At 49.1% G+C, this 24,746-nt stretch carries 15 protein-coding genes, 2 tRNA genes and 3 rRNA genes; 9 read left to right on the top strand and 11 right to left on the bottom strand.

The annotated features are described in order from the left end of the window. Positions 1 to 20 precede the first annotated feature (20 nt). The 8 genes from purD (at position 21) to OIM59_RS16455 (ending at position 9,608) form a co-directional block, all read left to right on the top strand. Entirely contained in the window at positions 21 to 1,295 is a 1,275-nt protein-coding gene (purD, locus tag OIM59_RS16420) for a phosphoribosylamine--glycine ligase (RefSeq protein ID WP_299173066.1), read from the top strand. 2 nt (positions 1,296 to 1,297) lie between these two features. Beyond that, the gene (locus OIM59_RS16425; RefSeq protein ID WP_303897748.1) at positions 1,298 to 2,233 is read left to right on the top strand and encodes a hypothetical protein; all 936 of its coding nucleotides are present in this window, start codon (positions 1,298 to 1,300) and stop codon (positions 2,231 to 2,233) included. Continuing rightward, entirely contained in the window at positions 2,209 to 2,673 is a 465-nt protein-coding gene (locus OIM59_RS16430; protein WP_072541272.1) for a YqaA family protein, read from the top strand. The genes OIM59_RS16425 and OIM59_RS16430 overlap by 25 nt, the downstream gene beginning before the upstream one ends. 71 nt (positions 2,674 to 2,744) lie before the next feature. Next, positions 2,745 to 3,404 (top strand): tRNA (5-methylaminomethyl-2-thiouridine)(34)-methyltransferase MnmD, encoded by a 660-nt coding sequence (gene mnmD / locus OIM59_RS16435; protein ID WP_303898275.1) that lies wholly within the window; start codon positions 2,745 to 2,747, stop codon positions 3,402 to 3,404. A 388-nt stretch (positions 3,405 to 3,792) separates the two neighbouring features. Further along, entirely contained in the window at positions 3,793 to 4,632 is an 840-nt protein-coding gene (locus OIM59_RS16440; RefSeq protein ID WP_299173116.1) for a metal ABC transporter solute-binding protein, Zn/Mn family, read from the top strand. Positions 4,633 to 4,642: 10 nt separating this feature from the next. Continuing rightward, on the top strand, positions 4,643 to 5,410 hold the full coding sequence (locus tag OIM59_RS16445) for a metal ABC transporter ATP-binding protein (protein WP_299173072.1): 768 nt from the start codon (positions 4,643 to 4,645) through the stop codon (positions 5,408 to 5,410). A gap of 111 nt (positions 5,411 to 5,521) precedes the next feature. Further along, positions 5,522 to 8,854, top strand: a complete 3,333-nt coding sequence (locus OIM59_RS16450) for a protein O-mannosyl-transferase family (RefSeq protein ID WP_299173074.1) — start codon at positions 5,522 to 5,524, stop codon at positions 8,852 to 8,854. A gap of 142 nt (positions 8,855 to 8,996) precedes the next feature. Beyond that, on the top strand, positions 8,997 to 9,608 hold the full coding sequence (locus tag OIM59_RS16455; RefSeq protein WP_072541268.1) for a polysaccharide deacetylase family protein: 612 nt from the start codon (positions 8,997 to 8,999) through the stop codon (positions 9,606 to 9,608). Positions 9,609 to 9,687: 79 nt separating this feature from the next. Here the strand turns inward: OIM59_RS16455 and OIM59_RS16460 are convergent, their stop codons facing one another. From OIM59_RS16460 to OIM59_RS16485, 6 genes are all read right to left on the bottom strand, one after another. Continuing rightward, the gene (locus OIM59_RS16460) at positions 9,688 to 10,923 is read right to left on the bottom strand and encodes a DUF4861 domain-containing protein (protein WP_299173079.1); all 1,236 of its coding nucleotides are present in this window, start codon (positions 10,921 to 10,923) and stop codon (positions 9,688 to 9,690) included. 102 nt (positions 10,924 to 11,025) lie between these two features. Beyond that, complete coding sequence (locus OIM59_RS16465) at positions 11,026 to 11,820, bottom strand: gluconate 5-dehydrogenase (protein WP_299173082.1); 795 nt, start codon at positions 11,818 to 11,820, stop codon at positions 11,026 to 11,028. A gap of 217 nt (positions 11,821 to 12,037) precedes the next feature. Further along, positions 12,038 to 13,450 carry a D-alanyl-D-alanine carboxypeptidase/D-alanyl-D-alanine-endopeptidase gene (gene dacB / locus OIM59_RS16470; RefSeq protein WP_299173085.1) on the bottom strand — a complete coding sequence of 471 codons (1,413 nt, stop codon included), beginning with the start codon at positions 13,448 to 13,450 and terminating at the stop codon, positions 12,038 to 12,040. A gap of 13 nt (positions 13,451 to 13,463) precedes the next feature. Beyond that, complete coding sequence (gene lpdA / locus OIM59_RS16475; RefSeq protein WP_299173087.1) at positions 13,464 to 14,804, bottom strand: dihydrolipoyl dehydrogenase; 1,341 nt, start codon at positions 14,802 to 14,804, stop codon at positions 13,464 to 13,466. Positions 14,805 to 14,826: 22 nt separating this feature from the next. Continuing rightward, on the bottom strand, positions 14,827 to 15,219 hold the full coding sequence (locus OIM59_RS16480; RefSeq protein WP_072541264.1) for a hypothetical protein: 393 nt from the start codon (positions 15,217 to 15,219) through the stop codon (positions 14,827 to 14,829). Positions 15,220 to 15,248: 29 nt separating this feature from the next. Beyond that, positions 15,249 to 15,671 carry a PH domain-containing protein gene (locus OIM59_RS16485; RefSeq protein WP_072541263.1) on the bottom strand — a complete coding sequence of 141 codons (423 nt, stop codon included), beginning with the start codon at positions 15,669 to 15,671 and terminating at the stop codon, positions 15,249 to 15,251. Between the two features lie 177 nt (positions 15,672 to 15,848). Here OIM59_RS16485 and nadB point away from each other — a divergent pair, with 177 nt between their 5' ends. Further along, entirely contained in the window at positions 15,849 to 17,435 is a 1,587-nt protein-coding gene (gene nadB / locus OIM59_RS16490; RefSeq protein ID WP_299173095.1) for an L-aspartate oxidase, read from the top strand. A gap of 411 nt (positions 17,436 to 17,846) precedes the next feature. On the opposite strand, the gene rrf is transcribed toward nadB, so the two are convergent. The 5 genes from rrf to OIM59_RS16515 all read right to left on the bottom strand — a co-directional run bounded on the left by rrf (position 17,847) and on the right by OIM59_RS16515 (position 23,023). Further along, a 5S ribosomal RNA gene (rrf, locus tag OIM59_RS16495) occupies positions 17,847 to 17,957 on the bottom strand. Between the two features lie 161 nt (positions 17,958 to 18,118). Then, positions 18,119 to 21,001: ribosomal RNA gene (locus OIM59_RS16500) — 23S ribosomal RNA — on the bottom strand. 111 nt (positions 21,002 to 21,112) lie between these two features. Further along, a tRNA-Ala gene (locus tag OIM59_RS16505) sits at positions 21,113 to 21,186 on the bottom strand. An 84-nt stretch (positions 21,187 to 21,270) separates the two neighbouring features. Then, a tRNA-Ile gene (locus OIM59_RS16510) sits at positions 21,271 to 21,344 on the bottom strand. A gap of 152 nt (positions 21,345 to 21,496) precedes the next feature. Further along, a 16S ribosomal RNA gene (locus OIM59_RS16515) occupies positions 21,497 to 23,023 on the bottom strand. Together the 16S, 23S and 5S rRNA genes with 2 tRNA genes alongside form the textbook arrangement of a ribosomal RNA operon. Between the last annotated feature and the right edge of the window lie 1,723 nt (positions 23,024 to 24,746).

Here is a 24,746-nt window from a genome sequence, read left to right on the forward strand (position 1 = left end):
ACTAAAAAACAGATACGTATATGAAACTTTTACTGTTAGGTTCAGGAGGACGCGAACATGCACTGGCATGGAAAATCGCACAAAGCCCGAAAATTGAGAAGTTGTACATCGCTCCGGGAAATGCCGGCACACGCGAAGTGGGCGAAAATGTAGCCATCAAGGCCGATGACTTTGAAGGTATCAAGCAGTTTGTCATCGACAACGGTATCGACATGGTAGTGGTAGGTCCGGAAGACCCGCTGGTGAAGGGGGTATATGATTTCTTCAAGCACGACGAAGCCTTGAAACAGATTCCGGTCATCGGACCGTCGAAAGCGGGAGCCGTACTGGAAGGAAGCAAGGAATTTGCCAAAGGATTCATGCAACGTCACCACATCCCGACAGCCGGATACAAGAGCATTACTGCAGCCAATCTGGAAGAGGGACTGGCTTTCCTGGAAACACTGGAAGCTCCTTACGTGCTGAAGGCCGACGGACTTTGTGCCGGAAAAGGGGTGCTGATTCTCCCTACCTTGGAAGAAGCCAAGAAGGAGCTGAAGGAAATGCTGGGCGGCATGTTCGGCAACGCTTCGGCTACGGTGGTAATCGAGGAATTCCTGAGCGGCATTGAATGTTCGGTATTCGTACTGACCGACGGAAAGAGTTACAAGATTCTGCCGGAAGCCAAAGACTACAAGCGTATCGGTGAAGGCGACAAAGGTCTGAACACCGGCGGTATGGGTTCTGTTTCTCCCGTTCCGTTTGCCGACGCTGACTGGATGAAGAAAGTGGAAGACCGCATCATCCGTCCTACGGTAGAAGGGTTGGCGGCAGAAGGTATCGACTACAAAGGATTTATCTTCTTCGGACTGATTAACGTGAAAGGTGAACCGATGGTCATCGAATACAATGTCCGTATGGGCGACCCCGAGACAGAAAGCGTCATGCTGCGTATCAAGAGCGACCTGGTAGACCTCTTCGAGGGAGTGGCCCAGGGCAACCTGAACGAAAAGACGCTGGAAATCGACCCGCGGTCGGCTGTCTGCGTCATGCTGGTATCCGGAGGCTATCCGGAGGCTTACGAAAAGGGATTCCCGATTAGCGGCATCGAGGAAGCCAAAGCAGGCGGAAGCACCGTATTCCATGCCGGTACGGCCCTGAAAGACGGACAGGTAGTGACTTCCGGCGGACGTGTCATCGCCGTCAGCTCTTACGGTGCCAACAAGGAAGAAGCTTTGGCACAGTCTTTCCGGAATGCAGGAAAAATCCACTTCGAGAAGAAATATTTCCGTTCTGACATCGGATTCGACCTCTAAACATGCTTGCGCGAAACAAATTTCAATATGAACTGGCAACAGGAAGAATCACTCTTCCTGTTGCCGTTATTTTCTGTCTGCTTCTATGGGCCATCACCTACCACGAAGAAACGGACTTCATTTCTTTGGCCATTCACGGCCTGATAACCTACTTCCTGATAGAGCTGAACACCACGTTCTCGCTCATCCGCACACGTACCACGCTGCATGCGGCCCTGTATCTTTTTTTCTTTGGGGGGATTCCTTTCCTGCACACCTACTCGCACGAACAATGGATTCCATTGCTGTTTGTCATCAGCTTTGCCTATCTGTTCCGGAGTTATGAGTCGCCCTACGCGGCCATCCCTATCTTCCACACCTTCCTCTGCATCGGCATCAGCAGTTTCCTGTTGCCACAGACCTTGTATTTCATTCCTCTGATTTACTTTTACATGATTGGGTTGCGCGCGTTTACTCTCCGCACTTTCTTTGCGGGCCTGACGGGTATCTTCACTCCCTACTGGATTATGCTTTGCTACCACCTGTACACAGGCACGCCGGAAAAAATCGGCGAACCGTTCCTGCAACTTTCCAGCTTTCCTCCGATAGACTATTCCGTGCTGTCACTCTCCCAGCTGGTATCCGGTGGCGCAGCCCTGCTGATTATTGCCATCTGCAGTGTAGAGAGTTTGCTGCATATCTATCAGGACAAGGTACAGACACGTATCATGCTTCGTATCCTTCTCATCACCGGAGCGGCCACCCTGGTCTGCATGATACTCATCCCTTCCCATTTCAATACCTTTTTCACCATGACGCTCATTGCTGGCTCCATCCTGGGAGGACACCTGCTGGCACTGACCTTCAACCGTTTTACCCGCATCTTCCTGTGGGCAGCCTTCGCCCTCTGGATTGGCGTATGCATATTTAATGTATGGATGCATTTATTCAATTTCTGATAGACTGGGGATACTGGGGGATGTTTCTCTCGGCTTTCCTGGCAGGCACCATCCTGCCCTTCAGTTCGGAAGTGGTCCTGCTGGCCTGCGTGGGGCTGGGACTGGACCCGGTGTGGTCTACCCTTTTCACCACGGCAGGCAATGCCCTGGGAGGTGTGACCTGCTACTGGATAGGACGGATGGGAAAGACCGAATGGATTGAAAAATATTTCAAGGTCGACAAGAAGCAGATGGACCGAGCCGTCCGCTTCATTCACGGACGGGGTTCATGGATGGCCTTCTTCTCGTTCCTGCCCGTCATCGGCGACGCCTTGCTCATCGCCCTGGGTTTCATGCGGGGCAACTTCTGGATTACCACCCTTGCCATGACCATCGGCAAGCTGGCACGCTATGCCATCATCGTGGCCACGGCACTGGGCGTATTCCAATATCTCCAATAAGAAACCGGCACATATTTTCCTTACTTACAGGATATGCGTATCTTTGCAACAACGCAATCGATAGCTTTATGATTACACTTGAAACAACAGCCGACGGAAGCAACACCCTGTTTGTGCCGGAACTGGACGAACATTATCACTCCGTGAAAGGAGCCTTGACAGAATCGCAGCACATCTTCATCCAGATGGGGCTGAACCACTCGCAGGCGGAAAAGCCTCATGTACTGGAAATCGGGTTCGGTACCGGGCTGAATGCCTTTCTGACCCTGCTGGAAGCTGAGAAACAGCATAGAGAAGTCTGTTTCACCAGCATCGAGCGATACCCGCTGGGAGAAGACATCGTGCGGAAACTGGGATATCCGGAGACAATCGCCCCGGAAGCCAGCGAAAAATTCTATGCCCTGCACACTGCCCCATGGAACCGGCCCGTCCGCCTCTCTCCCTGTTTCACCCTGCACAAGATAGAAGGAGATTTCACGCACTTTGATTTCCAGTCGCACTACGACGTGGTCTACTTCGATGCCTTCGCACCGGAAAAACAGCCGGAAATGTGGAGCCAACCCCTTTTTGACCACCTGTACCGGCAAATGAATCCCGGCGGCATCCTTACCACCTACTGTGCCAAAGGCGTGGTAAGAAGAATGCTTCAGGCAGCCGGATTCACCGTAGAACGGCTTCCGGGTCCTCCGGGAGGCAAACGGGAGATTCTCCGTGCCAGCAAGGAAATTTGAAAACACCGTGTCATAAAAGGTGAAAAGCGGCGACATTGTCTATGTTTTCCGCCCGCGAGCCCTACGTTTTCCACACCGGAAACATACGTTTCTGCGGTGGAAAACGTAGGGCTCCGCTGTGAGAAACATACAAAACAAGAAAACATTTTCCGATTCATGCAAGAGAATTTGCCCATTATTGCTTTCGAAACATATCCTTTCCCCCAGACAACCCCCACTTACTCCAGCTGAAAGAAAAAATAAGACGGTCAAGAAGAGTTTTTCCCTTCTCTCCACACGAAACTTCAGACGCTTGCTTTCAAGCCTCGGAAAGATTTTGTAGCTTTGCAAAAATACTTATCTAATAGCTGAATATATGTGCACAAAAAAATACCTTTTCCTGCTTCTGATGGGGCTGGTACTCGCCGCATGTACAGGAAATAAGGGGAACGACAAACGACAAACACTGACCGTAACCATTGAACCTCTACGCTACTTCACGGAAGCCATCGCCGGAGACAAGTTCCAGGTGGTGAGCATCGTTCCCAAGGGAGGAAATCCCGAAACTTACGACCCTACCCCACAACAACTCGTTGATTTGGCACGGAGCAAAGCCTACCTGCGTATCGGACACATCGGCTTTGAACAGGCCTGGGCTGAAAGATTGCAGGCCAATACGCCCAAACTGCCGTTTTACGACATGTCGCAAGGAGTCGACCTTATTCATGAGATACATCCGCATGCCCATACGCATGGAAACCTGGACGGCGTGGAGCCGCATATCTGGAATTCGATACCGAATGCCCACATCATCTCGGCCAACGTCTGCAAGGCGCTGTCGGAGATTGACCCCGACAACCAAGCGTATTATCAAAACCGGCTGGACAGCCTGCAACAGGTGATTGACCGTACGGAACGGGAAATGCAGCGCTACCTGTCGAATGCCGACCCGAGCTTCCTGATTTACCATCCGGCACTGAGCTATTTTGCCCGCGACTACAGCCTGCAGCAAATCAGCATCGAGGAGGGAGGAAAAGAACCTTCGCCCACGCATCTGCAGGAGCTGATGAACACCTGCAAGCAGAAACAGGTGCGGGTGGTATTCGTACAGCAGGAATTCGACCAACGCAATGCCGAAGTGATAGCGCAGGAGCTTCACTTGAAAATCGTACCCATCAACCCGCTGACTTACAACTGGGACAAGGAAATGATTCATATCGCCAAATCCCTGAGCAAAAACGAGCAATAAACAATCGCCCATGAACCAACCGCTTATCAGACTGACCGGAATATCGGCCGCATACGACCAGAAAAAGGTCTTGGAAAATGTAAACCTGGAAATTGCAGAAAAAGATTTTCTAGGAGTCATCGGACCGAACGGAGGAGGAAAAACCACGTTGATGAAAATCATACTGGGCTTGCTGAAACCCACTTCCGGCCGCATCCAATTTTTTGAGGCGGGAAAGGAAGTGGATGAAATTACCATGGGCTACCTTCCCCAATACAACCGTATCGACAAGAAGTTCCCGATTTCGGTCTACGAAGTAGTGCTGTCGGGGCTGAACAAGCAGAAATCATTGTTTCGTGCTTTCTCCAAGGAACAGCACGAGAAAGTGCGGCAGACCATTGTCCGCATGGGGCTGGAAGGACTGGAGCAAAGGGCCATCGGACAACTGAGCGGCGGACAGCTGCAACGGGCTTTGCTGGGACGGGCGCTGGTTTCCGACCCCAAAGTGGTGATTCTAGACGAGCCCAACACATATATCGACAAGCGCTTTGAAGCCCGGCTTTATGCCTTATTGGAGGAAATCAACAAGGAACGTGCCATCGTCCTGGTGAGTCATGACATCGGCACCATTCTGCAGAACGTGAAGAGTGTGGCCTGCGTGAACGGCACACTGGATTACCATCCGGATACGGAAGTCTCCGCCGAGTGGCTGGAAACGCATTTTGAGTGCCCCATCGAACTGCTGGGACATGGCAATTTGCCTCATCGTATCCTGAAATGCCATCATCATGAAGAGTAAAGGGCCGCTTTTAACGCCTTTTGCAACATTATCATTTACTTTTGGGACTTGATTTGCAAATGTTTGCTATCTTTGCCGCATTGAATTTTAACGAGAAACCAAAAATAATTCATGAAACAGTACAACAAGATTAACAACCTGGTTGGCTGGCTCACTTTTGCGGTGGCCGCATTTACTTACTGCATGACCATCGAACCGACAGCCAGCTTCTGGGACTGTCCGGAATTCATTACCACCGGATATAAGCTGGAAGTAGGACATCCTCCCGGCGCACCTTTCTTCATGCTGACCGCCAATTTGTTCAGTCAGTTTGCCAGTGACCCTACACAAGTGGCCCGCATGGTCAATATCATGAGTGCCCTGATGAGTGCCGCATGTATCCTGTTCTTGTTCTGGAGCATCACCCATCTGGCCAAGAAACTGATTTGCCCGGATGAGAACCAGATGACAACCGGAAAACTGATTGCCATCATGGGTTCGGGACTCGTGGGTGCCTTGGCTTATACGTGGAGTGATACCTTCTGGTTCAGTGCCGTAGAAGGAGAAGTATATGCGTACTCCAGCTTGTTCACAGCCCTCGTTTTCTGGCTGATTCTGAAATGGGAGAACCGGGCAAACGAGCCTCACAGTGACCGCTGGCTGATTCTGATTGCCTACCTCACAGGGTTGTCCATCGGCGTACACCTGCTGAACCTGCTTTGTATTCCGGCCATCGTACTGGTATATTATTACAAGAAAAACCCCAATGCCAACCTGAAAGGCAGCCTGATTGCCTTGATTGGTTCCATGGTGCTGGTAGCAGTCGTGCTTTACGGCATCGTGCCGGGCATCGTGAAAGTGGGCGGATGGTTTGAACTGCTGTTTGTCAACGACTTCGGCATGCCTTTCAACACGGGTGTCATCATCTACATGATTATCCTGGCCGCAAGCATCATCTGGGGTGTATATGAAAGCTACACGGTGAAAAGCCGCAAGCGGATGAACATCTCTTTCCTCACCACGGTGGGTCTGCTGGGTATTCCGTTCTACGGACACGGATGGAGCAGTGTATTCATCGGTATAATCGTGCTGGCTATTCTGGCCATCTACCTCTTCGCCAACCTCAGCGAGAAGTACCGTGTCAGTGCCCGCACGCTGAACACCAGCCTGCTGGCCATGATGATGATTGTAGTAGGCTACTCTTCGTATGCCGTCATCGTTATCCGTTCTTCGGCCAACACGCCGATGGACCAGAACTCTCCGGAGGATATCTTTACACTGGGAGAATACCTGGGACGTGAACAGTATGGTACCCGTCCGCTGTTCTACGGACAAACGTATGCTTCCAAACCGGCCTTGAAACCGACGGAAGGGGGCTGTGTGTACGACGTGGAAGAAGGTGCACCTGTCTACCAGCGGAAAGAAAAGGAATGTCCGGACGAAAAAGACAGCTACGAAATCGTACGTCACAAGACGGAATACAAATATGCGCAGAACATGTTGTTCCCGCGTATGTACAGCGACGTGCATGCACAGGCCTATGAAGACTGGCTGGGCGGCGTGGAAGGACGTCAGGTGCCTTACGACCAGTGTGGCGAGATGATTATGGTCAAGATTCCGACTCAATGGGATAACATCAAGTTCTTCTTCATCTATCAGCTGAACTACATGTACTGGCGTTATTTCATGTGGAACTTCGCCGGACGTCAGAACGACATCCAGGGCCAGGGAGAAATTGAACACGGTAACTGGATTACCGGTATCCCGTTCATCGACAAGATGCTGGTAGGCGACCAGTCCCTGCTTCCGAGCGAGCTGAAGAACAACAAGGGACACAATGTGTTCTACTGTCTGCCGCTGATTCTGGGACTCATCGGTCTGTTCTGGCAAGCCTACAGGGGCGAAAAAGGTATCCAGCAATTCTGGGTGGTGTTCTTCCTCTTCTTCATGACCGGACTGGCCATCGTGCTTTACCTGAACCAGACACCGCAACAGCCGCGTGAACGAGATTATGCGTATGCAGGTTCCTTCTATGCGTTCGCCATCTGGATTGGACTGGGAGTAGCGGCCATCGCGGAATATCTGAGCAAGAAAATCAACGAAAAGCCTGCGGCCATCCTGGCCAGCATCGTTTGCTTGCTGGTGCCGATACAGATGGTCAGCCAGACTTGGGACGACCACGACCGCAGCGGCCGCTATACCTGCCGTGATTTCGGACAGAACTACCTGAACTCCGTACCGGACAAGGGAAATCCGATTCTCTTCACCAACGGTGACAACGATACTTTCCCCTTGTGGTACAACCAGGAAACAGAAGGCGTGCGCACGGATGTACGTGTCTGCAACCTGAGTTACCTGCAGACCGACTGGTACATCGACCAGATGCGCCGTCCGGCCTACGATTCTCCATCGGTTCCTATCGACTGGGAACGTATTGACTATGTATCCGGCCACAACGAAGCCGTGTATGTACGTCCGGATGCCATGCCTACGGTATTGGAATTCTACAAGAAAAACCCGGAAGAAGCGGCCAAGGAATTCGGAGACAATCCCTACGAGCTGAAGAACATTCTGGAACACTGGGTGCGCTCGCCGAAAGAAGACTTGCAGATGATTCCGACCGACAGTATCGTCATCAAGCTGGACAAGGAAGCCATCAAACGTTCGGGCATGCTGACACCTGATTCTATTCCAGACTATATGCACATTTCGCTGAAAGGCAAACGGGTGTTGTACAAGAGTGAGCTGATGATGCTGGAAATGCTGGCCAACACCAACTGGGAACGCCCGATGTACATGGCCATCACCGTAGGTTCGGAAAATCACCTGAACCTGACCAACAACTTCCTGCAGGAAGGACTGGCCTATCGTATCACTCCGTTCGACAACGCACAGCTGGGCAGACGTCTGGACAGTGAGAAGATGTACGACAACCTGATGCACAAGTTCAAGTTCGGCGGTATCGACAACCCGAACATCTATCTGGATGAAACGGTACTGCGCATGTGCGACACACACCGCCGCATGTTCGTGCAACTGACCAGCCAGCTGATTAAGGAAGGCAAAAAGGACAAGGCCCTGAAGGCACTCGACTATTGCGAGAAGGTTATTCCTTCCACCACGGTTCCTCACGATTACGTGATGAGCAGCTCCAAGGAGATGGCCGACAACTACCTGGCATTGGGACAAACCCAAAAGGCAGAGAAGATTCTCAACGAACTGGCCAACAATGCGGTGGAATACGCTACCTGGTACCTGAGCCTGGACGATACTCGCTTTGCCAGCTCTTACGAGAACTGCATGCGTTATTTCTACATACTGGATGATGTGTGCAAGACCTTGGCTAACATCAAGGACAGCAAGACAGGAAAGGAAACCGATTCGGCCTTGCATTACGCACAGAAGTTTGACCAGCTGTACAAATTGCTTGAACAACGGGTAGGAACCAGTAGACAGGCTCAGTAAACGTTACTGACAGCTGTAGCATCAGATATAAAATGTCATTCTGGACACAGCAAAAGATGATTCACCTTATGCTTGCTCCGGAATGACATTTTTTTCGGCTGACTTCCGGATATTACACAACCTCTAAAAAAACAACGAAAGCATGTTCATTGAACAACCTCCCCAATTCATCCGTCTGTTGTACCCTAAGGCCTTATGGCGCATGGACAAGACCGAGAAGTCGGTGTATCTGACTTTCGACGATGGTCCGATACCCGACATCACGCCTTGGGTGCTCGACTTGTTGGACAAATACCACATAAAAGCCACTTTTTTCATGGTGGGCGACAACGTACGGAAACATCCGAAGGAGTTTCAGATGGTGGTGGAACGAGGACACCGCATCGGCAACCATACATTCAACCACATACGGGGATTTGAGTTCCTGAGCCGGAATTACCTGGCCAACACGGACAAGGCCAACGCTTATCTTCAGACGAACCTCTTCCGCCCTCCTCACGGCCACATGCGCTGGATGCAGTATCATGTGCTGAAAAAGAAATATCAGATTGTGATGTGGGACTTGGTGACCCGGGATTACAGCAAGCGGCTCAACGGTCCGCAAGTATTCGAAAAGGTCAAGAAATATGCCCGAAACGGCTCCATCATTACGTTTCACGACTCTTTGAAGTCGGAAAACAACCTCAAATATGCCCTTCCCCGCTCCATTGAATGGCTCTTGAAGGAAGGATACGAGTTTAAGGTATTTCCCTGACACAGAAAAAGCGCAAGGCAAACCTCCACGTTTACCCTGCGCTTTTTTATGTTTGGTCTGTCCGAATAATGACAGTCTCTTATTTCTGAATGGTGACCGTCAACGGGTTGCGTACCTTTTGGGCATAGTCCTTCAGGTAGTTGTTCCAGTCGTCGGCCTTCGGGAAACCGTACTTGCTCCATCCGGAACCCCAGTAGTAGACAAACTCGTTACCCGATTCATAACCGCATATCCCCAATACATGTCCCAAGGCATCACCTACAGGTTTATCAAACAGCTGCACGCGGGTTTGTACGGTTTCAGGGAACACAGCACCTACGTACACGATTCCGTTGTCTGAATCTGGTTCTGTGGTCGGGTCGGCATAAGAGATATAACCTGCAGAAGCATCATACGCATAACCTTTCGGGTTGGCCGCATGTAATACCAGACCGGCAGCCACGGGAGTGGGTTGTGTCAGGTAATCATAGGTCACCGTGGTTTTGTTCAGCTGGGAGCCTTTGTCCAACTGAATGACGCGGGTTTCTATCACATTCGAGTCATTCTTCACCACCAACGGATTGAAGACCAGTTTGACGGTGAAACGCAGTGGTCCATTATCCAATATCTCGTAATCTTTGTAGCAATAAGGATATACGATTGTCGAATCCGGCATCAATGCAGAAGTTCCACCTCCCAGCGTAGGACCTACCGCATAGCAGTCCATTCCGTTGCCATGGTCTACATGATAGGAAATCGTACGCACCAAGCTATCGGCGGCTTCTTTCTTGCCCGCTTCACGCAGTGCATTGATTTGCACCCACGCCATGGAATCCAGTTCCATGGCATAGCGGTCTTCTACCACCAATTCTTCTACGCTCTTGGTAAACACATCATAACCATAAGCTTTCTCTCCGCTTCTTTGCAGAGCCGGACCGTATGCACGGTAAGCCGCACGGTCGTTTTCCCAGGCAATGTCGTCCAGACGCTCCGGATAATACCGTCCATATACCACCGCATTCACAAGGGAAGGGGTACCCTGTTGTATGGTATAATTCACAGAAGCATTGGAGGCTATAGAGACCGGAAATATCACCTTGTCATCGTAGGTGAGCTGATAAGGAACTTCCTGCGCCTTGTCATCATAAATGACAAACTGGGCCGTGTCGGACAGGTTCAACTGCTCATAAATATCGTCGACGGGGACTTCTACCATCTCCCCCGTCCGTTCCATATCCAAAGGGTTCGAAACCGTCACTGTGACCGATTCTGATTTGCCGCATCCTGCCAGCAACACAGTGCCACAGGCAGCAAAAGCAAACAATGTCTTTTTCATAATATTATCTTTATCTTATGTATATGTACCAAAAAGTCATCCTGAGAAAGAATTCTCCTCCCCAGAATGACATTTTTTTATTCTCGAATACAGGTCTGTGCATTATTTGGGCTGTTTGCCGATATAAGCCAGAATACCACCGTCTACATACAATACGTGACCGTTTACGAAGTTAGATGCGTCAGAAGCCAGGAATACGGCAGGACCCATCAAATCTTCCGGAGTTCCCCAGCGGGCAGCCGGAGTCTTGGCCACAATAAATGCATCAAACGGATGGCGGGAACCATCAGCCTGACGTTCACGCAACGGAGCGGTCTGCGGAGTAGCGATATAACCCGGACCGATACCGTTACACTGGATGTTGAATTCTCCGTATTCGGAAGCGATGTTACGGGTCAGCATCTTCAAACCACCTTTGGCAGCAGCGTATGCAGAAACAGTTTCACGCCCCAGTTCACTCATCATGGAACAGATGTTGATAATTTTTCCGTGACCTTTCTTAATCATGCTGGGAATCACAGCCTTTGAAACGATGAACGGAGCGTTCAAATCCACATCCACTACCTGACGGAACTGTTCAGCTGTCATCTCGCACATCGGAATACGTTTGATGATACCGGCATTGTTAACCAGAATATCAATCACACCCACTTCTTTTTCAACCTGTGCAATGAATGCATTGACCGCAGCTTCATTGGTGACATCACATACATAACCGTGTGCATGGATGCCTTTTTCTTTATAAGCAGCCAGACCTTTGTCCACCAATTCCTGTTTGATATCGTTAAACACGATGGTCGCACCAGCTTGCGCAAAGGCTGTAGCAATCGCAAAACCAATACCGTAAGAAGCACCTGTCACAAGGGCTACCTTACCTTCAAGTGAAAAGTTTACCATAAATAATTATAATTTTAAATTCACTCATTGCTTTCCGAAGAAGCCGGAAAACAACTTGACGTTATTACTTCAAATATTTTCTCTCTACACAGACAAAAATACAAAAGTCACTTGAGTTTGAGATACAATATTCGTTCACAAAAACTATAAAATCGTGCTACTTTTGGTATTTTTCCCTCTCTTTTTATTAGAAATACGTTTGAAGCTCTGTTTTTTATCAATTCATCCGGATTAATAACTCACAGATTTTATCCTGCAAGTCTCGGGCCTGACGGGCTTTCAACACATTTTGATTGATGATGACAAAAGAAACCTTGTGCCCGTTCACGGATGTCAAATAACCAGCCAGTGAGGAAATTCCTGTCACGGTTCCCGTCTTGGCCCTAACATTCCGGAACGCCTTTCCGCTTCTCATCCTTCCTTTGAGCGTACCGTCTACTCCCGCCACGGGCAGACAGTCATAGAAAAGACGGAACACATCCGGATGGCGGTAAGCATAATTCAAATAGGCCAGAATCAAACGGGGAGAAACATAGTTATACAGGGAAACCCCGCTTCCGTCCACTATCCGATAATTCTCAGGGTCATATCCAAGCGAATGGCGCATAAACCGTTCTACCACCCTCTGGCAATCTTCAAAAGAAAGATGCGACACATGCCCGTTCGTCCGTCCCAGTTGCCGGAACAGAGCTTCGGCCGAAAGGTTATCACTTTCCTTCAACGCACGCTTCAATACAATTTCCAACGGACGACGGCAGGTATAAACCCATTTCGTGCTATCTGGAGTCCCCATAAAGAAAATGCTGTCTTTCGACACAGAAAGCCCTTCCTTCTTAAGTTTGTAACAGAATGTATCCATGAAAAAGCGCTTGGAATCGTACATGTTCAGGGTTCTTTTCCGTACGGAAGACACACAGCCGGAAATATCAATCGTATTGCCATTCACCAGCCAGTCGCGTGTAATTTTCAAACGTCCGGCATCCGGACGCAGACTCACCGAACGGTTGTTCAACCGATAATAGTCTGATTCTGGAGTGACTTCCACCTTTCCCGCCTGACCTTTGGAGGAAGGAGAGACCTTGATGTCCACACATCCTCTATTCAGCATCAACGGTGACAGATAGGGCTGAAAGGATTCCGGTGTATCGTCCCACGACCAGCCGGCTCCCCAGTACAGGGAATCCATCAACGAGACATCTCCCACCAGCTTCCCGGAAATAACTCGTATTCCTGCCTCTTGAATGGCCCGAACCAGAAAATCCATATCCAGGTCCATAAACTCCGGATCGAAACCTCCTTTTACATACAGGTTTCCTTTCAGAATACCGTTTTTTATGACTCCATCATACGAAAGTGTGGTTTGGAACTGATACTCGCTGCCCAATACATTCAATGCAGTTACCGCTGTCACCACCTTTTCAATGGAAGCCGGGCGATATAATTTATCTGCCTGATACGCATAAAGCTCTTTTCCTGTAGTCAAATCATGGACCACAATGCCCACTTCCGAGGTTTTCAACAAAGGGTCGGAAGTTATCACCTCATCCAGCTTATCTGTCAATGAGGCCTGTGCATAGATACTTCCTACCCAAAAGCACAAAAAAAACAATAGTCCGTTTATCCGTTTCATCTATTCAATTGATTTATAACTCGCGAAACAGTTCGCCCACCGTGGGATGTGGAAAAACATATTTTTTCCATTCCGACAGCTTGCGCCTGTCTTCTATCATCATCCCTGCCTGTACAATCAGTTCAGAAGCCGGATTTCCAAGCAAATGTACACCTAAAATCTCGTCGTCTTCTCCCACCAAGACTTTACAAATGCCATTCACTCCTTCATTTTCGGCCACAAAACGACCGGAATAAGCCGCCGGCAACCGAACGACACGATAGGCACGTCCTTCACGCGCCAAAGCTTCTTCCGTAAGACCTACCGAAGCAACTTCCGGATTGGTATAGACCACTCCCGGAATAGCCCGGTAACTCATAGCGTCTTTTTCGCCCAAAATATGATGTACCGCCACTTCTGCCTCCCGCACCGCCGTATGAGCCAGCAAAGAGACTCCGTTCAAATCTCCACACACATACACACCCGGCACAGAAGACTGCATGCACTCATCGACCTTCACCATGCCCCGGTCTGTAAGTGCCAGATTCAGATTCTCCAGTCCGAAACCGGTCATCACAGGCCGGCGTCCAACACTCATCAACAGCTTTTGCGCGCATACCGCTCCTTCTTCTCCGTCGTGTACGTATTTTACTTCTATTCCTTCTTCTGTCCGGGCAACTCCGGTCACCTGTGTATTCAACAGGAAATTAACCCCTCTTTTGGCGTAATCCGCCCGTAAAAGTCCGGACAATTCCTTGTCTATTCCTCCTAGAATCTCATCCATCATTTCGATAACAGTCACTTTCGTGCCCAAACTATGGAAGAAAGAAGCAAACTCCATACCAATCACTCCGCCCCCTACAATCGCCAGTGAAGAAGGCAGCTCCTTATTATCCAAAGCCTCCCGGTGCGTCCAGTAATCTACCGTGTCAAGTCCCGGAATGGAAGGCACAAAAGCCACACTTCCCGTACAAAGCATCAGATGCTCACAAGTATATATCTCTTCTCCACAGCGGACTGTATGTGCGTCCTGCACGTAAGCCTCTCCCTGTACCAGTGTCACCTGCTGTGCCGTCAGCTTTGCCTTGATACCCAATACCAGCTTTCTTACCACCTTTGCCTTTCGGGAAATCACCTTTCCCAAATCGACCGACACCTCTTTCACATTGACGCCATACTTGGCAGCATGCATCGCCGTATCATGCACCTTGGCTGAATATAACAATGTTTTAGTGGGGATACATCCCTCGTTCAAACAGACTCCTCCAACATTGTTCTTTTCAAACAAAACTACGCTCAGTCCTGCCTTTCCTGCTACTTCTGCCGCAGTATATCCTGCCGGACCTCCACCAATGATTGCCAGTTGATACTTCATACACTTTCAATTTACAGGATGATTATTCTTCACGATAGTCCGCATGTGGATTACGCTCTTTCGCACATGCCAGAAAACCTTTCAAGTCCGCCGGATCAAAATTAAGGAATCCTTTGGTATAATACACCGTCACCCGTCCTTTCAACAAAGAATCTTTTTTCCGCAATACAATCCGCATGACACCGTATGCCTTGATACTCCCGCTAAATCCCCTTTTCAACCAGATATCACCGTTTTCCTGCACCAGAATACGAGTCATCTGCTCGTCAATCAATAAAAGTACAGGAAGTACAATCGGTGAAAGATTCCAGTAATTTTCAGTGTGCAACGCCATCAACACGATGGCCACAATCACAATGATGACCCCTAGCCACACCTTAAAAGGGGTCCTGCGGATTTTAAATTCACGTACCATAGTATTTTTTCTTCAGTTAATAAATAGTCTCAGTCGTAAAACTGGATTGTCTCGTTCTGTTTCAGCAAACAACGGACAAAATCCTGCGGATTCTTGGGGGAAAGGCAAATGGAATGTACTTTTCCATGCTTTTTAAACACGACCTCCAGCCGTTCAAATGACAAGGCTGGTTCCCAGAAAGCCATGGAACGAACTTTCCGTACCCGGAGAATTTCGGTTATCTCCACCGAAGCATTGGGCACAAAGCGTCCTGTCTCCACTTTCAGCCAACCGTCTCCTGTAATGACATACTGGGTATGAATAAGCATCTCGATTTCAAAAATCACAATGGTTGCGCACAGAATTGTACATAGCAAATAGTGTTCCCAGAAAAAAAAGAACAACAACACAGAAGTTATTCCTATTACTATCCAATACCACCAACCAACTTTTGATTGAAAAGTACGATTCATCGTCTGATTTTTATTTTAATTTCCCGTGAAGATAAGAAATTCTGCTTGAAAATAAAACATCTCAAATGCAACTTTAAATATTTTAAAAGTCTACTTATAAAGCATTTATAAAAAAGGATGCTTTTAAGCATCATCTAACTGACTTTTTTGTAGTTTTGTGTCATAATACCCAACGTTATGATAAGAAAATTCGATTTTCTCGTTATCGGTTCAGGAATTGCCGGAATGAGCTTTGCGCTGAAAGTGGCGCACAAAGGTTCGGTTGCACTGATCTGCAAGGCCGGACTGGAAGAAGCGAATACCTACTATGCACAAGGTGGCATCGCTTCAGTGACCAATCTGAAGGTGGATAACTTTGAAAAACATATCCACGACACCATGGTTGCAGGAGACTGGATCAGCGACCCTGCCGCTGTCAGAAAAGTAATCTGCAACGCACCCTCCCAAATAGAGGAACTTATAAAATGGGGAGTAAATTTCGATAAAAAAGAAAACGGAGAATTTGACCTACACAAAGAAGGCGGACATTCTGAATTCCGTATCCTACACCACAAAGACAATACGGGAGCCGAAATCCAGACCAGCCTGATTGAAGAAGTGAAACGTCATCCCAACATTACGGTGTTCACCAATTTCTATGCTGTAGAAATCATCACCCAACATCATTTAGGCATCATTGTCACCCGCCATACGCCCGGCATCAAATGCTACGGGGCCTACGTGCTGAATGAAGCTACAGGAGATGTCGATACCTTCCTGTCTAAAGTGACAGTGATGGCCACCGGCGGATGTGAAGCCGTTTACAACCATACCACTAACCCGCTGGTAGCCACCGGAGACGGTATTGCCATGGTATATCGTGCCAAGGGTGTGGTAAAAGACATGGAATTTATCCAGTTCCATCCTACCGCCTTGTATCATCCGGGCGACCGTCCCAGCTTCCTGATTACGGAAGCCATGCGTGGATATGGGGCTGTACTGAGAAACCTCGCTGGCGAAGAATTCATGCAAAAATACGATCCGCGTCTGTCTCTTGCACCTCGTGACATCGTAGCTCGTGCCATCGACAGTGAAATGAAACAGCGTGGAGAAGACCATGTATATCTGGATGTCACTCACAAAAATCCGGAAGAGACCAAGAAACATTTTCCGAACATATACAAGAAGTGCCTGAGCCTGGGTATCGATATAACCAAGGATTACATTCCGGTAGCGCCGGCTGCGCATTATCTGTGTGGAGGTATCAAGGTGGATTTGGACGGACAGTCCAGCATCAAGCGGCTGTATGCCCTCGGAGAGTGCTCTTGCACCGGACTGCATGGAGGAAACCGTCTGGCATCCAACTCACTGATAGAAGCCATCGTATATGCTGATTCAGCAGCCAAACATGCTCTCAGCGTACTCGACCGTTACGATTTCAACGAAGATATTCCGGAATGGGACGCAGAAGGTACCATCAGCAATGAAGAACGTATCCTGATTACCCAAAGTATGAAAGAAGTTAACCAAATTATGGAAGCCTACGTAGGTATCGTTCGAAGCAACCTGCGCTTGGTACGTGCCTGGAACCGTCTGGATATTCTGTACGAAGAAACAGAACGCCTTTTCAAGCGTGTAAAAGCTTCCAGAGAGATTTGTGAGCTCCGTAACATGATTAACGTAGGCTACCTGATTACCCGTCAGGCCATGGAAAGAAAAGAGAGCAGAGGGCTTCATTACACGATTGATTATCCGCATGCAGCCAAAAGTGAAGCAGAAAAATAATCTGCCACACACACCCTATCAGAAGCCGGAATTTTTCGTTCCGGCTTTTTTTATACCTTTTTATTTCCCTTCAGGCGCAAGATTTCTGTACATTCCACACCAATCCTTAAAAACGTCAAAAGATTGCCGAGAAGGCTTTAAAATAGTGTCTGGAGAGGACATAAGCTTTAGAAGCTGGATAGAAGAGACACAAGTCTCCTAATATTCGCCCGTCAGCAGGAAATTGCTTCAGCAGGACATACCGGCAGCTCTGACATCATCCAGAAAAATACACATTCCGAAAAACACCGGCGGTTGCCCCCGCCACGGGGAGGCCGTATCTCCGGAATGCACGTCCGCAGCCTTCCGTTTCCCGTTCCCTTACGGGCAACAAAAAAGCCCCGGAGCATTTCTGCCTCGGGGCTTCATCTAAGACGGCGACTACCTACTCTCCCACTTGTACGCAGTACCATCGGCGTGGCGAAGCTTAACTTCTCTGTTCGGAATGGGAAGAGGTGGAACCTTCGCGCCATAGTCACCTTAATATCCTTTCAATTAATAATGAATAATGAATAATGAACATAATGACCTATCCATTCTCCTTATCAATCATATTTCATCATGACTTACAAGCAAGCAATCTCAGCACTCGGCTGAACGTATATATCATCCTTACGATGTCTGTTCCATCCGCCCGGCGCGGATAAGGAAAGCTGACGGGCAATTAGTAATGCTCGGCTTTGCTGTCTCCAGCTTTACACCTGCATCCTATCAACGTTGTCGTCTTCAACGACCCTGAGAAATCTAATCTTGTGGCCGGCTTCGCACTTAGATGCTTTCAGCGCTTATCCGATCCCGACTTGGATACCCGGCGATGCGCCTGGCGGCACAACCGGCAAACCAGAGGTCGGTCCAACACGGTCCTCTCGTACTAGTGTCAGAGCCACGCAAATTTCATACGCCCACGATAGATAGAGACCGAACTGTCTCACGACGTTCTGAACCCAGCTCGCGTGCCACTTTAATGGGCGAACAGCCCAACCCTTGGGACCTTCTCCAGCCCCAGGATGTGACGAGCCGACATCGAGGTGCCAAACCACTCCGTCGATATGAGCTCTTGGGAGGGATCAGCCTGTTATCCCCGGAGTACCTTTTATCCTTTGAGCGATGTCCCTTCCATACGGAAACACCGGATCACTATGCTCTAGTTTCCTACCTGCTCGACCTGTCTGTCTCCCAGTCAAGCGCCCTTATGCCATTACACTCTGCGGACGGTTACCGATCGTCCTGAGGGCACCTTTAGAAGCCTCCGTTACGCTTTTGGAGGCGACCACCCCAGTCAAACTACCCACCAAGCAATGTCCTCCAACCCGGAGTTAGAACTCAAACAAACGAAGGGTCGTATTTCAACAGCGGCTCCACGAACACTGGCGTGCCCGTCTCTCAGCCTCCGACCTATCCTACACATCGCGTGCCCAAATTCAATGCTAAGCTATAGTAAAGGTTCACGGGGTCTTTTCGTCCCATCGCGGGTAATCGGCATCTTCACCGATACTACAATTTCACTGAGCTCACGGTTGAGACAGCGTCCGGATCATTACACCATTCGTGCAGGTCGGAACTTACCCGACAAGGAATTTCGCTACCTTAGGACCGTTATAGTTACGGCCGCCGTTTACTGGGGCTTCAATTCAATGCTTCTCTTGCGATGACATCTCCTCTTAACCTTCCAGCACCGGGCAGGTGTCAGGCTGTATACCTCTACTTTCATATTCGCACAGCCCTGTGTTTTTGTTAAACAGTTGCCTGGACCTATTCTCTGCGCCCTCCCATTTCTGGGTAGGGACCCTTTATCCCGAAGTTACAGGGTCAGTTTGCCTAGTTCCTTAACCGTGATTCACTCAAGCGCCTTAGTATATTCAACCCGACTACGTGTGTCCGTTTGCGGTACGGGTACCTCTGAAGTTATGTTTAGCGGATTTTCTCGGCAGTCTGCTTACCCGCGCTATCACCGCTTCCCGAAGGAGTTGGCGTACTATCAGGTTCGGCTCTTTCCGTGGATTTGCCTGCGGAAATCGGCGCCTACACCCTTCAACCGGCTATTCCGTCAGCCGGCGGCGGTGTCACTGCTGCTTCCCCACGTCACCCTCAAAGGTAGTAACGGAATATTAACCGTTTCTGCCATCGGCCTCGCCGTTCGGCTGAGCCTTAGGACCCGACTTACCCTGATCCGATTAGCGTTGATCAGGAAACCTTAGTCTTTCGGCGAGGGGGTTTCCCACCCCCTTTATCGTTACTTATACCTACATTTGCTTTTCCATACGCTCCAGAGTGGCTCACGCCACGCCTTCGACGCCGAATGGAATGCTCCCCTACCAACCATTGCTGGTTCTATAGCTTCGGCAGACAACTTGATACCCGATTATTATCCACGCCCGATTCCTCGACTAGTGAGCTGTTACGCACTCTTTAAATGAATGGCTGCTTCCAAGCCAACATCCTAGCTGTCTTAGCAATCAGACTTCGTTAGTTTAACTTAGCTGTCATTTCGGGGCCTTAGCTGATAGTCCGGATTCTTCTCCTCTCGGGCACGGACCTTAGCACCCATGCCCTCACTCCCGCGGTAGAACTGATGCGCATTCGGAGTTTGTCAGGACTTGATAGGCGGTGAAGCCCTCGCATCCAATCAGTCGCTCTACCTCACATCAGTAACCCGCGAGGCTGCACCTAAATGCATTTCGGGGAGTACGAGCTATCTCCAAGTTTGATTAGCCTTTCACCCCTACCCTCAGCTCATCCAGAAGCTTTTCAACGCTTATTGGTGCGGACCTCCATCTGGTGTTACCCAGACTTCATCCTGGCCAAGGGTAGATCACTTGGTTTCGCGTCTGCCGCATCTGACTTGACGCCCTGTTCAGACTCGCTTTCGCTTCGGCTCCGGGACTCGTGCCCCTTAACCTTGCCAGACACGGCAACTCGTAGGTTCATTATGCAAAAGGCACGCCGTCACGCTTGCGCGCTCCGACCGCTTGTAGGCGCACGGTTTCAGGTACTCTTTCACTCTTCTGTTCGAAGTGCTTTTCACCTTTCCCTCACGGTACTGGTCCACTATCGGTCTCTCGGGAGTATTTAGCCTTGCCGGATGGTCCCGGCGGATTCACGCAGGATTCCTCGTGTCCCGCGCTACTCAGGATACCGCTACGCTTCCTCTCGCTTCATGTACCGGACTCTCACCGTCTTCGGTCTGATTTTCCAAACAGTTCCATTCACGAGATGTCTTGCGATGTCGCGGTCCTACAACCCCTCAGATGCCGTAACATCTGAGGTTTGGGCTCTTCCCCGTTCGCTCGCCACTACTGGGGGAATCATTGTTATTTTCTTTTCCTGCAGATACTAAGATGTTTCAGTTCCCTGCGTTAGCCTCCATCTGAGGATGGATGATGCGTCTTCAACACACCGGGTTGTCCCATTCGGAAATCCGCGGATCAAAGGTTATTTGCACCTCCCCGCGGCTTATCGCAGCTTATCACGTCCTTCATCGCCTCCGAGAGCCAAGGCATCCGCCATGCGCCCTTTCCTACTTTCCTTATCACGTGCACACTCCGTCTTCCGACGGGTGCGGGATGATATATACTTTTAGCTTTCGTACTAAAATTACTTTTTGCTTGTTACATCATGTCATAGACCGTTTTTTGTAGTGGAGAATAACGGATTCGAACCGTTGACCCCCTGCGTGCAAAGCAGGTGCTCTAGCCAGCTGAGCTAATCCCCCGTTTTTTGCGGCTGCAAAGGTAAGCATTTTCCTTCGTTCCTGCAAAATTTTAAGGAAGTTTTTTTTCGCTTCCTTTCTTCGAGGTAGTCCCAGGCAGAGTTGAACTGCCGACCTCTACATTATCAGTGTAGCGCTCTAACCAACTGAGCTATAGGACTGTTTCAATTAATAATTAAAAATGAATAATTAATAATTGGATGATTTCAGTTCAACCTCGTCCGTTCCGACTCGGCTTCATCTTTCTCTCTTCATATCGAAAAACAAACTCATCTGCAGCACAAGGCAAGAACCTTCGTCGGTCCCTCTCCAGAAAGGAGGTGTTCCAGCCGCACCTTCCGGTACGGCTACCTTGTTACGACTTAGCCCCAATTACCAGTTTTACCCTAGGGCGCTCCTTGCGGTTACGCACTTCAGGTACCCCCGGCTTTCATGGCTTGACGGGCGGTGTGTACAAGGCCCGGGAACGTATTCACCGCGCCGTGGCTGATGCGCGATTACTAGCGAATCCAGCTTCGTGGAGTCGGGTTGCAGACTCCAGTCCGAACTGAGAGAGGCTTTCGGGATTGGCATCCGGTCGCCCGGTAGCTGCCTTCTGTACCCCCCATTGTAACACGTGTGTAGCCCCGGACGTAAGGGCCGTGCTGATTTGACGTCATCCCCACCTTCCTCACATCTTACGATGGCAGTCTGTCCAGAGTCCTCAGCTTGCCTGCTAGTAACTGGACACGAGGGTTGCGCTCGTTATGGCACTTAAGCCGACACCTCACGGCACGAGCTGACGACAACCATGCAGCACCTTCACAGACGCCTTGCGGCTTACGGGTTTCCCCGTAATTCGTCTGCAATTCAAGCCCGGGTAAGGTTCCTCGCGTATCATCGAATTAAACCACATGTTCCTCCGCTTGTGCGGGCCCCCGTCAATTCCTTTGAGTTTCACCGTTGCCGGCGTACTCCCCAGGTGGGATACTTAACGCTTTCGCTAAGCCGCTGACAGTCTATCGCCAACAGCGAGTATCCATCGTTTACCGTGTGGACTACCAGGGTATCTAATCCTGTTTGATACCCACACTTTCGAGCCTCAACGTCAGTCGCGGCTTAGCAGGCTGCCTTCGCAATCGGGGTTCTTCGTGATATCTAAGCATTTCACCGCTACACCACGAATTCCGCCTGCCTCAACCGTACTCAAGGACGCCAGTATCAACTGCAATTTTAAGGTTGAGCCCCAAACTTTCACAGCTGACTTAACGACCCGTCTACGCTCCCTTTAAACCCAATAAATCCGGATAACGCTCGCATCCTCCGTATTACCGCGGCTGCTGGCACGGAGTTAGCCGATGCTTATTCATAAGGTACATACAAACACCCACACGTGGGTGACTTTATTCCCTTATAAAAGAAGTTTACAATCCGTAGGACCTTCATCCTTCACGCTACTTGGCTGGTTCAGGCTCGCGCCCATTGACCAATATTCCTCACTGCTGCCTCCCGTAGGAGTTTGGACCGTGTCTCAGTTCCAATGTGGGGGACCTTCCTCTCAGAACCCCTATCCATCGTCGACTAGGTGGGCCGTTACCCCGCCTACTATCTAATGGAACGCATCCCCATCGTACACCGATGAATCTTTAATGATGTTACCATGCAATCTCATCATACCATCAGGTATTAATCTTTCTTTCGAAAGGCTATCCCTGAGTGTACGGAAGGTTGGATACGCGTTACTCACCCGTGCGCCGGTCGCCATCAAACTTAGCAAGCTAAGTTCATGCTGCCCCTCGACTTGCATGTGTTAAGCCTGTAGCTAGCGTTCATCCTGAGCCAGGATCAAACTCTTCATTGTAAAATATTTTCTTACCCTTGCGGGTATTTTTTTAATCTCTGTTTCAGGAAACCGATTCTCTATATCCTTTTTCAGGTTATTGACGGTTCTTGTTTCATCCCATATATACATTATATATAAGACTACTTCTTGTACTACATCTTCGTTTGTTTATCTAAAGTCTTTCAAAGAACTATCTTTCTTTCGTGCTCCCGTTTCAGCGGGAAAGCGTCTGCAAAGGTAAGGCGTTTTTTCTTTCCCTCCAAATTTTTCCGAAGTTTTTTTCGAAAAAGTTTTTCGGGAGGACCTCGCGGGGCTTATCCGTTTCTCGCTCCCTTGCAGCCTTGCAAGGTAAGATACTCGGGTGCAGCGCCTTTGAAAGTCTGCCTCTCTTCACCAGTCTGTCATTCTCAGCGGCTCTCCCTCTCGAAAGCGGTTGCAAAGGTACGCACTTTTTCCGATCCTGCAACTTTTATCACACTCTTTTTTGAAGAATTTTTTGAAGATTTTTATAAGTCGCTGGAAAAGAACGTGTTGAAGGACATGTTTTTCCGACCACTCCGGAAACAGACGGGAACAGCCCTACATTATATATTTCGCGCGGGCGTGTGTACGCGCACATACATGTACACGAAAAAGAAGAACATGTACGCGCAAAGGAACTTGCAGCTGCACACACGAAGAAACCGGCTGAACAACCGTCATGCAACGGGAAAAACCGATGGAGACACAGAAAAATCTATCCATACTTGGGCTGTATTTTTTCAAAGGGCGGAGAAAAAACTGAAAAGAATTCGTTTCTGACCCCCCAAAAAATCCATGGTCTTCCGGATCTGTTTCCCGGGAACAGTCATTTTTATGCCAGCCGGAGAACAGAAACTTCCCAGGAACTGCCAATTTTATGTCATCCAAAGGACAAGAATTTCCCTCATGCCAATCGGAAGACGAAAAAAAATAAATCTGACAACCTTTTTCTTCGCCCCGCTGGGAAATCCCGACCGGAATTCCTTTCCAGAAAAGCAGAAAATCCGAAAAAAATTTCCTGAAAAACTGGAAACGGAGCTACAGCTCCAGAACCGGTTTTTTCCATGTGGCAAGGCAAATGGCACTACGGAAATCTCCCACCGCAAGGACATTTTTGCACAGGAAGACCCGCATTTTTTATGTTTCCTTACTAGGTAATACTGACGGAAGTTTTTATTCCGCCAAAAAAATCAGAAAAGACTTCCGATAAAACAGAAAACAAAGACAGTAAAGCCTGTCCCAAAACCGTGATTTTTCCATGCAGCACAACCTGAATCACCTCGACAATTTAAAACCGCAGGCACATTCTTTCCCAAGACTCCCGATAGTTTTTATGTTTTTCTACCGGGAAACATACGTTTTCCCCGGCGGAAACCTACGTTTCACGGCAGGAAAACGTACGGCTCCCCTACCGGAAACATGGAAAACATAAAGGCAGCGGAAGGTTATCTTACCGACATTTCTAGAATAAAGCACGCATAAAGAGAAAACAAACGGAACGCTTACAAGAAAAGAACGGAAAGGCCGCTCATGGGAAAAACTGAAAAACGGCTTGCAAAAAACAGACAGATAAAAACAGTTCAGGCATCAGAAAAAAGGAAACCTCACGTAAGAACATAAAAAAAGGAGTTCCGCTGAACTCCAACCTTTGTTAACCTTAAATCTAATACTATGAAAAACACAGTGCAAAAGTAAACATTCCGGTTGAAACCACAAAAGA

It is taken from the genome of Bacteroides mediterraneensis, assembly GCF_025993685.1.
GTDB classification, from domain to species: Bacteria; Bacteroidota; Bacteroidia; order Bacteroidales; family Bacteroidaceae; genus Phocaeicola; species Phocaeicola mediterraneensis_A.